Source organism: Streptomyces sp. bgisy159 (assembly GCF_057707805.1).
The window spans coordinates 104,104-119,059 of sequence record NZ_JBYIQX010000015.1; the positions used below are offsets into that span (position 1 = coordinate 104,104).

A 14,956-nucleotide genomic window follows, 5' to 3' on the forward strand; every position below is an offset into this window, starting at 1 on the left:
TTGCTGCGCATGTGGCCAGGACAGCAGCCGCCCGGGGGAGAGCAGAACCCGCAGGCGCAGAACAACCCGTACCAGCAGCCGGGATACCAGCAGCCGAATCCCTACCAGCAGCCCGGCTATCAGCAGCCCAACCCCTACGCGCAGCAGCAGCCGCAGCAGCAGCCCCAGCAGCCCCAGTGGGGTGCCCCCACCGTGCCGGGCACGCTGCAGCCGCAGCCCGGGGGCGGGGCCGGCGGAGGCGGCGGCAACCGCACCAAGCTCGTCGCGATCATCGCGGCCTCGGCCGTCGTCGTGACCGCCGGCGTCACCGGCTTCCTGGTGCTGGGCGGCGACGGTGACGACACCGACGTCACCGGCAAGGGCCAGAGCCCGAGCCCGACCGCCACCGGCACCGCCAGCCCGGAGCCGACCGCACCGGCCACGACCGGGGGTGCCAACCCGCGCAGCAACGAGACGGAGAAGCCGACCGTCGCCGGCTGGAAGGTCGTCGTGAACCCCAAGTGGGGCATCGCCTTCGACGTGCCGGCCGACTGGGAGGTGCAGTCGCCGGGCGTGGGCCTCGGCTTCGAGTGGGAGGACGACAAGGAGCCGAGCGGCTACGGCTCGATCCTCATGTCGGGCGCCGCCAAGTACAAGTCGAAGTGGTGCTCGGTCGACAGCGACAAGGACGGCGAGACCGAGGACACCCCCCTGGCCGTCGTCGGCACCAAGGGCGCGTCGGGCGCCAAGAACACCGACGAGATCGCGATCAACACGCCCGCGTGGTGGGTGTTCGGCGGCTACACCGAGCCGGACCGCAAGAGCATCACCTTCGACAAGAAGGCCACGCCCTTCAAGACGGCCTCAGGCATCCAGGGCAGCTACGCCTGGGCCCAGTCGACGAACACGCCCCAGAAGGGCAAGTGCGCCAGCGACGGCAAGGCGATCACGTTCGGTTTCAAGAACTCCAACGGCGACTTCGTGTCCTGGAACCTGCACACCGCCAAGGGCGTGAAGGACGAGCTGCCCAAGGAGACGATCCTGAAGATCCTCAGCACGGTGCGGCTGCACGGCGAGCCCACCCAGAACTGAGCCGCGACCCCGGCGGGATCCGGTTTGGCACACTGGGGCCCCGGCGGCGATAGTCACCCGGTGACCCCAGCCGCCGAAACCCGCCGCCGCCTGCGCCGACCCTCCTGGGCGGGCCGCAACTACAGCCTGCTGACCGCCGCCGCGTTCGTGACGAACCTGGGCAGTCAGGGCGCTCTCATCGCCGCCGCCTTCGCCGTGCTGGAGGCGGGCGGCGACGGCGGCGACGTCGGTCTGGTGGCCGCCGCGCGCACGCTGCCCCTGGTGCTGTTCCTGCTGGTCGGCGGCGCGGTCGCGGACCGGCTGCCGCGACACCGGGTGATGGTCGCGGCCAACGCCCTCAACTTCCTGTCGCAGGGCGCCTTCGGCGCGCTGGTGCTGCTCGGCGAGCCCCGGTTGTGGCAGATGATGCTGCTGACCGCGCTGGGCGGCACCGGCCAGGCGTTCTTCAGCCCGGCGGCCGAGGGCATGCTGCTGTCCTCGGTCGAGGGCGAGCAGGCCGGCCGTGCCTTCGCGGTGTTCCGGATGGCGATGCAGGGCGCGGCCGTGGGCGGTGCGGCACTCGGCGGGGCCCTGGTGGCGGTCGTCGGCCCCGGCTGGGTCCTTGCGGCGGACGCCGCCGCGTTCGCCGTCGCCGGTGCGCTGCGCGCGTTCCTCGACGTCCGGGACCTGCCGCGGCGCGCGCCGGGCGGCGGGCTGCTCGCCGACCTGCGTGAGGGCTGGCGGGAGGTGAGCGGCCGGCCCTGGCTGTGGGGCATCGTGCTGCAGTTCTCCATCGCGAACGCCGTCGTGGGCGCCGCCGACGCCGTCTACGGGCCGCTCGTGGCCGACGATCACCTCGGCGGACCGGGCCCCTGGGGTCTCGCCCTGGGCTGTTTCGGCGCCGGCACCGTGGCCGGCGCCCTGCTGATGACCCGGTGGAAGCCGCGCCGCCTGCTGTTCGTGGGCACCCTGTGCGTCTTCCCGCTGGCGCTGCCGTCGGCCGCGCTCGCGGTCCCCGTCCCGGTCGCGGTGCTGTGTGCGGTGATGTTCCTGACCGGCGTCACCCTGGAGGTGTTCGGCGTGTCCTGGATGACCGCGCTGCACCAGGAGATACCGGAGGACAAGCTGTCCCGGGTCTCGGCCTACGACTGGTTCGGCTCGGTGGCGCTGGTGCCGCCGGCGACGGCGCTGGCCGGTCCCGCGGAGTCGGCGTTCGGCCGGCCGGCGGCGCTGTGGGGCTGCGCCGGGCTGGTCGTCGTCGTCACGGCCGCGGTGCTGTGTGTCCCCGACGTACGGCACCTGACCCGGCGCACCCAGCGGGTGACGGGCCGGACCCCCGAGGCCGGACCGCCGCCGGGCGGGTATCCGGCCGAGTCGTCAGCCGATCCCGAAGGAGCCCTCGGGGGGCAGGGGTGACGGGACCGCGTCCGCGTCCCGCACGGGCCGGGCGTCCCCGGTGAACGCCCGGACCGCGGCCCCCGACTCCACCCGGGCCGGAAACGCGTCGCCCGCCGTCAGCCGGGCCAGCGCGGCGACGTCGAGGGGGCGGTGCGCGGCGGCCAGCACCGCGTTGCCGAACCGCCGCCCGCGCAGCACGCCCGGCTCCGCGATGAGGACGAGTTCCGGGAACACCGCGGCGAGGGTGGCGAGCTGGGAACGCAGGAAGGTGAACGGCGCCCCGTCGGGGAGGTTCGCCACGTAGACCCCGTCGGGGCGCAGCACCCGGCCGGCCTCACGGGCGTAGGCCAGGGTGGTCAGGTGCGCGGGGACCCGGGAGCCGCCGAAGACGTCGCCGACCACCACGTCTGCGGAGCCGTCCGGGGCGTTCTCCAGCCCGCGCCGGGCGTCGCCGTGGTGGAGGACGATCCCCGAGCCCTCTCCGAGCGGCAGGAACTCGGCGACCAGCGCCAGCAGCGCCCCGTCGGCCTCGACCACGTCCTGCTGGGACCCCGGCCGGGTGGCGGCGACGTAACGGGGCAGGGTCAGCGCGCCCCCGCCGAGGTGGAGCACGTCCAGCGGGCGGCCCGCCTCAGCGGCGGTGTCCAGTACGTGTCCGAGCCGCCGGGCGTACTCGAACTCCAGATGGGTCGGGTCGTCCAGGTCCACGTACGACTGGGGCGCCCCGTCCACGGTCAGCAGCCAGGCCCGCGCCCGGTCGACGTCGGGCATCAGTTTGGCGGTGCCGTGGTCGACGGCGCGGGAGACGGGGACGGCTTCGTTCACCGTCCCATTGTGCCCGCGGCCGGCCGGCTCCCGGCCGGCCGCGGGCGGGCAGTCGGCCCGAGGAGGCGCCGGCGGCAGGCAGCCCGAGGAGGCGCGGGGAACCGCGCGGCCGGTGCCGTCCGGCCAGCGGTTCCCCTCCCCGTCCGCGTCGTCCTCACCCGAGGGCCGTGACGGTCCCCGCACCCACGGTCCTGCCGCCCTCGCGGACGGCGAAGCCCAGCCCTGGCTCCAGCGGGACGTCCCGCCCCAGCTCGACGGTCATCGTCACCGTCTCCCCCGGCCGGGCGACGCCCGCCTCACCGAGGTCCACGTCCCCCACGACGTCGGCGGTACGGATGTAGAACTGCGGCCGGTACCCGCTGGTGATCGCCGTCGTGCGACCGCCCTCGCGCGCGGAGAGCACGTACACCCGCGCGGTGAAGCGGCGTCGCGGCACCACGCTGCCCGGCGCGGCGACGACGTGTCCGCGCCGGACGGCGTCCCGGGGAACGCCGCGCAGCAGCAGCGCCACGCTGTCCCCGGCCTGCGCCTCGGCCATCGGTTTCCCGAAGGTCTCCAGGCCGGTGACGACGGTCTGCACACCGGCGCCGAGCACGTCGACCCGGTCGCCGACGCGCACCGCGCCCCGCTCGACGGCACCGGTCACCACGGTGCCCCGCCCGGTGATGGTCAGCACGTTCTCCACCGGCAGCAGGAAGGGCGCGTCGACGTACCGCTCCGGCATCGGCACGTAGGTGTCCACGGCGTCGAGCAACGCCTCCACGGCAGCCGTCCACCGGGGGTCGCCCTCCAGCGCCCTGAGGCCCGAGACCCGTACGACCGGCGCGGAGTCGCCGCCGTAGCCGTGGGCGGAGAGGAGGTCGCGGACCTCCAGTTCGACGAGGTCGGCGAGCTCCTCGTCGCCCGCGTCGGCCTTGTTGAGGGCGACGACGATGTGGTCGACGCCCACCTGGCGGGCGAGCAGCACGTGTTCGGCGGTCTGCGGCATGATCCCGTCGAGCGCGGAGACGACGAGGATCGCCCCGTCGAGCTGCGCGGCACCCGTGACCATGTTCTTGACGTAGTCGGCGTGGCCGGGCATGTCGACGTGCGCGTAGTGGCGGGTGTCGGTCTCGTACTCGACGTGCGCGATGTCGATGGTGATGCCGCGCTCGGCCTCCTCCGGCGCCCGGTCGATCCGGTCGAACGGTACGAAGGTGCCGCTGCCGCGGTCGGCGAGGACCTTGGTGATGGCCGCGGTGAGCGTGGTCTTGCCGTGGTCGACATGGCCCATGGTGCCGATGTTGAGGTGCGGTTTGGTGCGGACGTACGCCGTCTTGGGCATGGCTGGGTACCTCGAAGCCTCCGCGCGGTGCGCGGTGAGAAGGAAGCGGGACCCCAGTCACTCGCCGACCCTCCCCCTGGGGGGTCCGCCGGACGATCCGGGGAGGGTCAGCCTCGGGCGCCGTCGAGGGCGGCCGGGAGGTGCGCGGCGGCAGCCTTCGGAGCATCCGCGACGGCGGATGCTGCGACGACGAAGGCGTACCGGACCATGGCGTCGATCCTCGCCGACCCACCGCCCGTAGTCGAACGGTTTTCCGAACGCCCGGACCGGTGGTGTCCTGTCGCCGACGGCCGGATCGATGGCGCCCGTGAGACGGACCATACGGCGATCAGACATGTTCGTCGGTTACTGTCGCCGGATGCTCGACGCACCCATCCGCTCTGGGAGCACCGGCGCGGCCGCACCCCCGGCCGCCGTCGCGGAGCTCGCTCTCGCCCCCGCCTCGGTCGTCGTCCCCACGCCGTCCCCCGGGTTCGCCACGCGCTGCACGCGTGTCCTGCTGTCGCCGTGGTCCCGGTTCGCCCTGCTGGTCGCGCTGCTGGCGTCGGCCGCGACCGGGGTGCTGATGTTCGAGCCGCAACGGCTGCTCGCCGACGGCTGGCCACCCCACCTGGGCGGGGTCGGTGCGGCGGCGGTGTTCGCGGTCGCCTACGGCCTGTGCACGGTGGCGTTCGTGCCGCGCCCGCTGCTGAACCTGGCGGCCGGCGCGCTGTTCGGTTCCCAGCTGGGGCTGGGGGCGGCGCTGGCGGGCACCGTGATCGGCGCCGGCCTGGCCTTCGGGCTGGGCCGACTGCTGGGCCAGGACGCGTTGCGGCCGCTGCTGCGGGGGCGGTGGCTGACCGCGGCGGACGGACAACTCAGCCGGCGGGGTTTCCGCTCGATGATGGCGGTACGGCTGTTTCCCGGGGTGCCGTTCTGGGCGGCGAACTACTGCGCGGCGGTCTCCCGGATGGGCTGGCTGCCGTTCCTCGTGGCGACCGGGCTGGGCTCGGTGCCGAACACGGCCGCGTACGCGGTGGCGGGGGCCCGGGCGTCGGCGCCGACCTCACCGGCCTTCCTGGTGGCGCTGGCCGGGATCGCGGTGCCGGCGGTGGCGGGCGCGGTGGTGGCCTGGCGCAAGCGGCACCATCTGCGCGCGAAGTGAGAGGCGGTACGGGGGCGTTCACGAAGCCCCTGTGACGGACCAGTCATACCGGGGCGCTAGGCTGCCCCCGGCACACGTGATCAGTCGCGGCGAACGCCGCGTCCGTCTGTCGCCCCTCCCACCGATCGGCACTTGGACTCCGTAACTTCATGTCTTGGTTTGAATCCCTCATCCTCGGACTCGTCCAGGGGCTGACCGAGTTCCTTCCCGTCTCCTCCAGCGCGCACCTGCGCCTCACCGCGGCGTTCTCCGGATGGGAGGACCCGGGCGCGGCCTTCACGGCGATCACGCAGATCGGCACGGAGGCGGCGGTGCTGATCTACTTCCGCAAGGACATCGGGCGAATCCTCACGTCGTGGACGCGGTCGCTGGCCGACAAGGAGATGCGCCGGGACCCGGACGCCCGGATGGGCTGGCTGGTCATCGTGGGCTCGATCCCCATCGGGGTGCTCGGGCTGACGCTGAAGGACCAGATCGAGGGGCCGTTCCGTGATCTGCGCATCACGGCGACCATGCTGATCGTCGTCGGCGTGGTCATCGGCATCGCGGACCGGCTCGCGGCCCGCGACGAGAAGGGCGGCCGGCACCGGGCGCCCAAGCAGCGCAAGACGCTGCAGAACCTCGGCGTGCGGGACGGCCTGATCTTCGGACTGTGCCAGGCGTGCGCCCTGATCCCCGGCGTCTCCCGCTCCGGCGCCACGATCAGCGGCGGCCTGTTCATGGGCTACAAGCGCGAGGCGGCGGCCCGCTACTCCTTCCTCCTCGCCATCCCGGCGGTCCTCGCCTCCGGGGTCTTCGAGCTCAAGGACGCGATGGAGAGCGACCACGTGGCCTGGGGCCCCACCCTGTTCGCCACGGTGATCGCCTTCGTCAGCGGCTACGCCGTCATCGCCTGGTTCATGAAGTTCATCAGCACCAAGTCCTTCATGCCCTTCGTCTACTACCGCGTCGCCCTCGGCATCGTCCTCGTGGCCCTGGTCGCCACGGGAGTGCTGAGCCCCCACGCGGGCGAGTCGGCGGGCTGACTCCCCCTGGGCCGACGGGTCGAACAGTCGTGACCAAGCCCATAGGGGATCGGTAGCGGTGCGGTAGCGCGCTGTCATGGCTTGCGCCTAGGCTTGGTCTATGTCCCCCGAATGTGCCTTCCCTGGTTCCGTGCGGTCCGCTGCCGAGTTAAACGAGCGCATCCGGGCCCTGTGGCTGCGGGCCGGCGGATCGCTGTCGGCTCAGGAGCGCGCGGAGTACGAGCTGCTGGTGGTCGAGTGGGCCGAGGCGATCCGCGGCGGGGTCGTCGAAGCCGCCTGAAGCCCCCAGCCCCCGCCGGCGGTCACGGCTCACGGCTCACCTGCGCAGGTGAGCGACCGTCGCCTCGGCCACCGGATAGGGACGCTCACGCGGCAACAGCGCCCGCGCGCCGTCCAGTTCAGCGGCGCGCACCCGGCCGTGGATCTCCCTGGCCAGCGGGGTCACGTCCTCGATCCCGACGATCCACTCGTCCGCGTACCGGCGGGTCGCCTCCCCGCACAGCCCCAGCTGGAGCGACCGGTGAGGCAGGGGCTGGTGGTGCAGATCCCGCTCGGGATCCCACTGCACCCGCGCCGGCGCCTCCCTCAACTGCCGCTTCCAGTGGGCGATTTCCCCGTGCAGCTCGGGCACGTGGTGGGACAGGCAGGCATTGCGCAACGCCCATTCGAAGCCCGCGCGGGTGATCTCCACGGCGAGCACGGCCTCCTGGTTCTCCTTGGTGCCCCAGCCGCAGCGGTACATCATCCACAGGAACGACGGCTTGCCCCACGTCAAGCCGTGTTCGCAGACCCTTCCTGCGGGCTTGCCGCGTCGTTGTGTGCCCGCCGGGCCGACACCAGGTGCCCGTCGGCGTCGACGGGCATGTCGAGGAAGGCCCGGACCTCCCGGTTGAATGCGACGGGGTTCTCCCAGAATGCGAAGTGGCCGGCACGCTCGCTGAGGATCCGCACGACGGCCCCGGGAATGGCCAAGGCCACTGACCGCGCGGCAGTGGAGGGGATCATGCTGTCGTTCCCTCCGATGACCAGTGTCGGAACGGTGATCCTGGGCAGGATGTCACGCCAGTCCTGCATGACGTTGTCCAGCAGTAGTCTTCCGGCGTACTCCCTGGGCAGGAGCAGGTTCTGGGCGAGAACCCACTGACGGTCCCCCTCGTCGGCGGCCTGGGTCCACATGGCATTGAGGAATTCGGCACTGAGGATCTCGGCATCCGAGCGCGGGTCGCGGAGTCCTGCGACGACATCGGCGACTTGTCCGAGCCCGTACAACGCGCCAAGGCGTTCGGCCAAGCCGTCCGGCCAGTACGGCTGGCGGACCAGAACGGCGGGTTCGTCGAACAGCACCAGGCGCGCCAGCCGGTCCCCACCGAACAGGTCCCAGTAGGACCACGCCAGCGCGCAGCCCATGGAGTGGGCCACCCAGACGACCTCGGTGAGGTCCAGGAGATGAATGAGCTGATGGAGGTCCGTCGACAGACGAGCGACCCGGTAGCCGTGATCCGGCCTGTCGGATCCGCCGTGGCCGCGGTGGTCGACCGCGATCACATGATGCGTGCGCGCGAAGTCGGCGATCTGGTGCCTCCATTGCGCGGCGGTCTGCGACCAGCCGGGGACGAGAAGCATGTCCGGACCGCTGCCGGCCTCGAGATAGTGCAGCCGTACGCCGTCGTTCATGGTGACGTGGCCACTGCGCACACCGCGCATCTCGCCCTCCTCCTGCACAGCGGCAAACGCCTGGCCACATCGCTCTGCGGATGCGGCCAGGCTCGCCCGACTCAGCACTTCCGCGACTCGGGGAACGATCATGTCGGGTCGTGCCGGCCCGGGCAATTTCCCACGCCGCCCGGTCAGCCCACCGCAGAGGTGCGGGCACCCCTGCTCCGCACGCCTCGGCGGCACCTGGCGGAACCCTCCGCCGAACCGCCGTGCCCCGGCCTCTGGCTGCAGGTTCCTGTCGGCTTCCGCTGCGGAAACTGTCAACGCGGCTTGATGACCCATGTCAAGCCGCGCTCACAGACCACTCAGAGGGCGTCAAGCCCGGTATTCAGGGCGCGGTGGCGCAGTCGGCGACCGGGGATCCCGAATCCCTCGAACACCGGGAAGCCATGAACGCGATCATCTCCCTTCACGGAGGTTCACCGCCAGACCGGTGATATTCCGGCGGCGCCTGGTGGGAACCGAACGGCCTCTGCCCTAGCGTCCCGAGCGGGCCGGGACCCGTGGCAGTGCTCGCCGCGCAACGAAAGGACACATGATGAGACGTCGGTTTCTGACACGTAGCCTGTTGTCGACTGTCGTCGGACTGAACCTCCTGACGCTGGCCGCGTGCGGCGTCGAGAGGTCCACCGGCGTCTCGTCCTCCGGCGCGAGCCGGGTCAGGGTGGCACCACGCGAGTTCAGCGGCATCGCCTGGCTCGCCACCGAGCGCGGGTTCACCGCCCCGGGGCGCGACGCGGAGTCACGAGAGGTCTTCCTGATCTGCCACGACGCGAGGGACAACGCGGCCGAACGCGACCTGCCGCGCCTGGCGATCGTGCGGACGCCCGTCGACCCCGACGGGATCACCGTCGAGGAGCTTCACGTGGACTTCCCCAGCGTGCCGAACGACCTGGAGAGCATTGCCCGGCTGCCAGGCCGAGACGAGGCGCTGCTGGTGGAGAGCAACGCCGACGGCGATGACCCCGACCCCACCATCTACCTCGCGCGGTGGGACAAGAACCTCGATGTCGAGATCGTGGGCTCGGTGCCGTGGCCGAAGACACCCGAGCCGCTCACCAACGTCGAGGCCACCGCCGTCGCAACGGTCGGCGGGCGAGACTACTTCGTGTACGCCGAGCGGGCGCAGGGGAGCGACACCACCCGCATCAACATGACGCGTCTGACGGTCGGCAGGAGCGGTGCGATCACGTTCGGCAGGAAATGGACGTCCGTCTCGTTCACCGCGCCCGAGCCGCCGGGTGCGCGCCCTGCCTCCGGCCTCGACATCGACGCGAAGGGCAATCTCTACGTCTCGGCCGCTTACGACCCCGGTGACCTCGGGCCCTTCGACAGTGCCGTGTACCGCGCGGCCACGGTTCAGCGGGGCGGACCCCTCGGTGCGCGGCTGGCTCCCGTCAAGCCGGCGCAGATGCTCGCCCGGAGCTCGGGGCTCAAGGTCGAAGGCGTTGCGTTGGTCTCCGGCTCTTTTCCGATCTTCATCAGTGACGACGACGAGGACTACGGCGGCCTGCTGCGGCAGCTGCGAGTGACGGAGCCGGGTCACTGACTGACCGAGCATCGGACGGTTTGTCGGGGCGATCGCCGGAGCGGCGGACCGGCCCGCGCAGGCAGGGACGCCGAGGCGCTCAGCCGTGTCCGGTCGCGGCGCAGGGCGGGGGATGGCGTTGTGCCCTGTGCGGCTCGGTCGGCACCCGCGAGTTCAGCCTGCGTACTGCTCGGCGACGCACCACGGATCCGGTTGTGAACGCGGTTTGATGATCCAGGTCATGCGCTCACGGCTCCACGCGGACGGGAACCGCCCGGTGCGGGCGGCCGCCCGGCCGATCTTCGGCCGGTAGGCCTGATACACGGTGATCGTGGACTCCGTGTAGCGGGCCCGAATACGGAACCTGGGTTCCGCACCATCGATGCCCTCGACCGGCTGACCGTTCTCCGGCTGATCGTTCACGGCCTCAGCCTCGCGCCGACCGGGCCGTTCGGCCACCGAATATCGCCGCACGCCCCCTTGGCCCGGCGCAGCGCGTGCCCAACACTCGGCTCATGACGCAGCGTGCGGAGCTCGCCACCGTGATGGACCGTCTGGCCATCGACGTCCTGATCACCGACTACGCGACAGCGGTCGACGACGGCGACTGGCCGGCGTACCGGAGCCTCTTCACCCTCGACGGCCGGGCCGACTACCGCTCCGCCGGCGGCATCGAGGGCCGGGTCCAGGAGGTCGCGCAGTGGCTCGCCGACAGCATGCGGCGGTTCCCGATGCGGCAACACCTCATCGTCAACCGCCGACTGCGCTTCGGACTCCTGGAGCAGGACGACGGCGACACGGCACGAGTCCACGCCGACTACGTCAACCCCATGCGCCTGAGCGGCGGCGACGGCGACGTCTCCCCGCCCGACTTCATCTGCGGCGGCCGCTACGCCTTCGGGCTGCTGCGCACCCCCGACGGCTGGCGGGTGCGCACGGTGGCCGTGCGGGAGAAGTGGCGCCGGCTCCCCCAGCCGTAGCACACCGCCGCCGCTCGGCGGCCTCCCGTCGCCGGCCACGGCAGCTCCAGGCTGCCACACGCCGGGGTCCGGCCACGCGTCCGGCCCCGACCAGAGACCTCGGCCCCGGCGGCAGCCCTCGGCCCCGCGCGCGACCCGCCGCCGCGCCCCTGCCGGAGCCGCGCCGCGCCGCCGTGCCGTGTGCCGGAGATCGCCGTGAGGCGGCACACTGGAGCCAGCACCGGGCAGGAGGCGCTCATGAAGTGGTTCGGCCGGGGGCTCGCCTCCCCCTGGGGGCGGTCCGCGCTCGCCGCGTCGGCGGGTGCGCTCCCCGTGCTCGCCTTCCCCGCCCCGTCCCTGTGGTGGTGGGCGTACGTGGCCCTCGTTCCCTGGCTGCTGCTGGTCCGTGGGGCGCCCAGCGGGCGCCGCGCGGCGTACGACGGCTGGTGCGGCGGGTTCGGGTTCATGCTCGGCATGCACCACTGGCTGCTGCCGAACCTCCATGTGTTCACCTTCGTCATCGCCGCGCTGCTCGGCGTGCTGTGGGCGCCGTGGGGCCTGCTGGTCCAGCGGTTCCTGACCGGCGGGCCCTCGTCGGGGCGGGCTCCGGCGGCCCTGCTGGTGGTGCCCTCGGGCTGGCTGACGATCGAGCTGGTCCGCTCCTGGGAAGGGCTCGGCGGTCCGTGGGGCATGCTCGGCTCGACCCAGTGGCAGGTGACACCTGCGCTGCGGCTGGCCTCCGTGGGCGGGGTGTGGCTGCTGAGCTTTCTGGTCGTGGCCGTCAACGTCGCCGTCGCGATCCTGGTCGCCGTGCCCTCCGCGCGCGTCCGGGCGGTCGCCGGGCTGACGGCCACGGCCGCCGCGGCCTCGGCGGCCTGGGCGTGGGCGCCCCGCCCGCCGGAGACCGGCCGGGTCCGGATCGCCGTAGTCCAGGCGGGGGTCGTCGACGGGCCGGAGCGGCGCTTCGACCGGGAGGAGCAGCTGACCCGCCGGCTGATCGGCCAGGACGTCGACCTGGTCGTCTGGGGCGAGAGCAGCGTCGGTCACGACCTCGCCGAACGGCCCGACCTGGCCCGGCGGATCGCCGGCCTGGCGGCGGCGACCGGAGCGGACCTGCTGGTCAACGTCGACGCCCGCCGCTCCGACCGGCCCGGCATCTACAAGAGCTCGATCCTGGTCGGTCCCGGCGGCCCGACCGGCGACCGCTACGACAAGATGCGGCTGGTGCCGTTCGGCGAGTACGTCCCGGCCCGCGCCCTGCTCGGCTGGGCCACCTCGGTGGGTGACGCGGCCGGCGAGGACAGGCGGCGCGGCACCGGGCAGGCGCTGATGCAGGCCGCACCGGGGCTGCGGATCGGCCCGCTGGTCTGTTTCGAGACGGCGTTCCCCGACATGAGCCGCCGGCTGGCCGCCGACGGCGCCGACGTCGTCGTCGGCCAGACCGCGACGTCGACGTTCCAGAGCAGCTGGGCGCCGCGGCAGCACGCCTCGCTCGGGGCGCTGCGCGCCGCCGAGACGGGCCGCCCGTTCGTACACGCCACGCTGACGGGGGTCTCGGCGGTGTACGACGCGCGGGGAGCCCGGGTGGGACCGCTGCTGGACACGGACGCGGGAGCGACGGCCGTGTACGAGGTGCCGCTGGCCGGCGGGGTCACGCCGTTCGTGCGGTTCGGGGACTGGCCGGTGTACGGGGCGCTGCTGGTACTCGCCGTGGCGGGGGCGGCGGAGGGCCGGCGGGCGCTCAGGCCGCGCCGGGGTGCTCCCGCACCGCTCGGACCACCCGCTCGCACAGTTCGTGGGTCGCGAGCGCGTCCCGGGCGCTGAGCACCTTCCCGGCGCGCACGGCGTCCAGGAAGGCGAGCACCACCTGCTCGATGCCGCGCTGGCGGGCCACCGGCACCCAGTCGCCGCGTCGGCGCACGGTCGGCTGCCCCTTGTGGTCGATCACTTCGGCCAGGTTCACCACCTGGCGTTTGGTGTCCTGCCCGGAGACCTCCAGGATCTCCTCGTTGGAGCCGCTGAGCCGGTTCATGACGCCGAGCGCGGTGAAGCCGTCCCCGGCCAGCTGGAGGACGACGTGGTGCAGCAGGCCGTCCCGGACCCGGGCGCGGACGGTGACGTCGTCGATCTCGCCGGGCGCCAGGAAGCGCAGGGTGTCCACGACGTGGATGAAGTCGTCGAGGATCATCGTGCGGGGTTCCTCGGGCAGGCCGACCCGGTTCTTCTGCAGGAGGATCAGCTCGCGCGGGTGGTCGGCGCACTGGGCGTAGCCGGGTGCGTGGCGCCGGTTGAAGCCGACGGCGAGGCTGGTCCCGCGGGCCTCGGCGAGGTCCACCAGCCGCTGGGAGTCGGCGAGTTCGTAGGCCAGCGGCTTGTCCACGTAGGTGGGGACGCCCGCGTCCAGGAGCCGGGTGACGATCGACGGGTGGGTCTCGGTGGGCGCGTGCACGAAGGCGGCGTCGAGACCCGCCGCGAGCAGGGCGTCGAGGTCGCGGTGTCGCTGACCGGCGGGCAGGTGGTAGGTGTCGGCGACCCGGTCGAGGGTGGCGGGCGTGCGGGTCTGCAGGTGGAGTTCGACCCCCGGCTGCATCCCGAGCACCGGCAGGTACGCCTTCTGCGCGATGTCACCGAGGCCGATGCAGCCGATCTTCACCTGGAACTCCCTCACTGCCTGCGAACACCTGCACGGCAGGATACGGCCCCCGGGCGGCGTGCTCCGCGCGGCAGGCGCCCCGACCGTGCTGCCGGCCCCGGGCGGACCCGCCGCGGGGCCGCCCGGGGCGGAAAAAGCCATGGTGGTGTGGGCGGGTGAGCGGCGAGGATACGGGGATGACCATCGAACGCCACAGCCCCGACCAGACCGCCGACGAGCGCACCATGCTGGAGGGCTGGCTGGACTACCACCGCCGGACTCTGGACCTCAAGTGCCAGGGGCTTTCCGAGGCCCAGCTCCGCACCGCCGCCGTGGAGCCCTCCGAACTGACGCTGCTGGGGCTGGTACGGCACATGGCGGAGGTGGAGCGGTGGTGGTTCCGCACCGTCCTCACCGGCGAGGACGCCGGCCCGGTCTACTACACCGACGAGGACCCCGACGGCGACTTCCACTTCACCGACTCCGACACCTGGGCCGAGGCCCACGCCACCTGGCAGGCGGAGATCGAGGCCGCCCGCATGAGCGCCGCCGAGCTGGGCCTCGACGTCCTGTCGCAGGGCACCGGCCGGCGCACCGGCAGGCCCTACAACCTGCGCTGGATCTACACCCACATGATCGAGGAGTACGCCCGGCACAACGGCCACGCCGACCTGATCCGGGAGCGCCTCGACGGCACCACCGGCGAATGACGTCAGCGCGCGTCGTCGTGAACCCCTCGTAGGGGGCGGGAGATCACCCGTCTGGGGCATCCTCCGCTTGTCCGCCGTCGTTCACGGGGGCGTGACGCAGCAGAGTGGCGCGGGTGCAGCGAACGACGACTACCGCAACGCTCCTGGTCACCGTGGCCGTCTCGGCTCTCTCCGGGTGCATGACCGTCCAGCAGCGTCCGCCCGTGCCCGGACCGCGGCCCGCGGCGCCCTCCCAGCCGTCCGCTCCTCGGCCGGAGGGGCAGGCCGAGGCCCAGGTGGTGCAGGCGCCCGTACAGGAGGCGCTGGAGATGGTGGGGGTGCCTCCCGAGGCGGACGGGGCCGCGCGGTCGGAGCGCCCCGGGGCGGAGCGGCCCCCCGGTGACGCGGCGCGGGAGCGGCCTCGGCAGCCGGAACGGCCGCGGGTGCCGGAGCGACCGCGCCCCCGCCCGGCACACCCTTCGCCCCGGCGGGCCGCGCACTCCGGCGCCGGGGTTCCGGACCCGCAGGACCTGTCGCGCGAGGTGACGCGGGAGGTGCGGAAGAACGCCGACGTGTGCGCGCTGGGCAAGAAGTACGGGGGCTGGCGGTCGGGCAGTCCCGAGGCGGTGATCTGCGAGGAGACGTACGGGCGATGACCCCGCCCGC

The 14,956-nt window shown here is 72.9% G+C and carries 14 protein-coding genes and 2 pseudogenes; 10 read left to right on the forward strand and 6 right to left on the reverse strand.

The genetic code is table 11. From position 1 onward, the window contains the following. Nucleotides 1-9: 9 nt before the first annotated feature. Nucleotides 10-1,071, forward strand: a complete 1,062-nt coding sequence (locus tag AC3ET3_RS17215; RefSeq protein WP_435612437.1) for a DUF8017 domain-containing protein — start codon at nucleotides 10-12, stop codon at nucleotides 1,069-1,071. Nucleotides 1,072-1,131: 60 nt separating this feature from the next. After that, nucleotides 1,132-2,466: an MFS transporter gene (locus tag AC3ET3_RS17220; protein ID WP_435612438.1), complete on the forward strand. Its 1,335-nt coding sequence runs from the start codon at nucleotides 1,132-1,134 to the stop codon at nucleotides 2,464-2,466. Here the strand turns inward: AC3ET3_RS17220 and AC3ET3_RS17225 are convergent. Both AC3ET3_RS17225 and tuf read right to left on the reverse strand, forming a co-directional pair. Further along, nucleotides 2,428-3,273: a spermidine synthase gene (locus tag AC3ET3_RS17225; RefSeq protein ID WP_432136854.1), complete on the reverse strand. Its 846-nt coding sequence runs from the start codon at nucleotides 3,271-3,273 to the stop codon at nucleotides 2,428-2,430. The two genes, AC3ET3_RS17220 and AC3ET3_RS17225, sit on opposite strands and share 39 nt — an antisense overlap. A gap of 154 nt (nucleotides 3,274-3,427) precedes the next feature. Beyond that, the gene (gene tuf, locus AC3ET3_RS17230) at nucleotides 3,428-4,597 is read right to left on the reverse strand and encodes an elongation factor Tu (protein ID WP_432136853.1); all 1,170 of its coding nucleotides are present in this window, start codon (nucleotides 4,595-4,597) and stop codon (nucleotides 3,428-3,430) included. Between the two features lie 358 nt (nucleotides 4,598-4,955). Here tuf and AC3ET3_RS17235 point away from each other — a divergent pair, with 358 nt between their 5' ends. The 3 genes from AC3ET3_RS17235 (at nucleotide 4,956) to AC3ET3_RS17245 (ending at nucleotide 7,046) form a co-directional block, all read left to right on the forward strand. Next, nucleotides 4,956-5,741, forward strand: coding sequence for a TVP38/TMEM64 family protein (locus AC3ET3_RS17235; protein ID WP_432136852.1), 786 nt, complete (start codon nucleotides 4,956-4,958; stop codon nucleotides 5,739-5,741). 149 nt (nucleotides 5,742-5,890) lie between these two features. Then, on the forward strand, nucleotides 5,891-6,766 hold the full coding sequence (locus AC3ET3_RS17240; protein WP_432157092.1) for an undecaprenyl-diphosphate phosphatase: 876 nt from the start codon (nucleotides 5,891-5,893) through the stop codon (nucleotides 6,764-6,766). Nucleotides 6,767-6,866: 100 nt separating this feature from the next. After that, complete coding sequence (locus tag AC3ET3_RS17245) at nucleotides 6,867-7,046, forward strand: hypothetical protein (protein ID WP_432138970.1); 180 nt, start codon at nucleotides 6,867-6,869, stop codon at nucleotides 7,044-7,046. A 36-nt stretch (nucleotides 7,047-7,082) separates the two neighbouring features. Here the strand turns inward: AC3ET3_RS17245 and AC3ET3_RS17250 are convergent, their stop codons facing one another. Both AC3ET3_RS17250 and AC3ET3_RS17255 read right to left on the reverse strand, forming a co-directional pair. Continuing rightward, nucleotides 7,083-7,661, reverse strand: a complete 579-nt coding sequence (locus AC3ET3_RS17250; protein ID WP_435612444.1) for a DUF4291 domain-containing protein — start codon at nucleotides 7,659-7,661, stop codon at nucleotides 7,083-7,085. Between the two features lie 2 nt (nucleotides 7,662-7,663). Continuing rightward, nucleotides 7,664-8,764, reverse strand: a pseudogene (locus AC3ET3_RS17255) (alpha/beta fold hydrolase); the annotation flags it as partial. Between the two features lie 286 nt (nucleotides 8,765-9,050). On the opposite strand from AC3ET3_RS17255, the gene AC3ET3_RS17260 reads away from it, so the two are divergent. Beyond that, nucleotides 9,051-10,031, forward strand: a complete 981-nt coding sequence (locus AC3ET3_RS17260; RefSeq protein ID WP_435612439.1) for a hypothetical protein — start codon at nucleotides 9,051-9,053, stop codon at nucleotides 10,029-10,031. A 210-nt stretch (nucleotides 10,032-10,241) separates the two neighbouring features. Here AC3ET3_RS17260 and AC3ET3_RS17265 read toward each other — a convergent pair. Next, a pseudogene (locus AC3ET3_RS17265) lies at nucleotides 10,242-10,433 on the reverse strand (DUF4291 family protein); the annotation flags it as partial. Nucleotides 10,434-10,525: 92 nt separating this feature from the next. Between AC3ET3_RS17265 and AC3ET3_RS17270 the strand changes: the two are divergent. Together AC3ET3_RS17270 and lnt are read left to right on the forward strand one after the other, a co-directional pair. Next, the gene (locus AC3ET3_RS17270) at nucleotides 10,526-10,990 is read left to right on the forward strand and encodes a nuclear transport factor 2 family protein (protein ID WP_432138973.1); all 465 of its coding nucleotides are present in this window, start codon (nucleotides 10,526-10,528) and stop codon (nucleotides 10,988-10,990) included. Nucleotides 10,991-11,227: 237 nt separating this feature from the next. Next, nucleotides 11,228-12,793, forward strand: coding sequence for an apolipoprotein N-acyltransferase (gene lnt, locus AC3ET3_RS17275; RefSeq protein WP_432138974.1), 1,566 nt, complete (start codon nucleotides 11,228-11,230; stop codon nucleotides 12,791-12,793). Here lnt and AC3ET3_RS17280 read toward each other — a convergent pair. Continuing rightward, complete coding sequence (locus AC3ET3_RS17280) at nucleotides 12,711-13,622, reverse strand: Gfo/Idh/MocA family protein (RefSeq protein ID WP_432157117.1); 912 nt, start codon at nucleotides 13,620-13,622, stop codon at nucleotides 12,711-12,713. The two genes, lnt and AC3ET3_RS17280, sit on opposite strands and share 83 nt — an antisense overlap. A gap of 176 nt (nucleotides 13,623-13,798) precedes the next feature. Here AC3ET3_RS17280 and AC3ET3_RS17285 point away from each other — a divergent pair, with 176 nt between their 5' ends. Further along, nucleotides 13,799-14,311, forward strand: coding sequence for a DinB family protein (locus tag AC3ET3_RS17285; protein ID WP_432138975.1), 513 nt, complete (start codon nucleotides 13,799-13,801; stop codon nucleotides 14,309-14,311). 113 nt (nucleotides 14,312-14,424) lie between these two features. Next, entirely contained in the window at nucleotides 14,425-14,946 is a 522-nt protein-coding gene (locus AC3ET3_RS17290; RefSeq protein ID WP_432157090.1) for a hypothetical protein, read from the forward strand. Nucleotides 14,947-14,956: the final 10 nt, after the last annotated feature.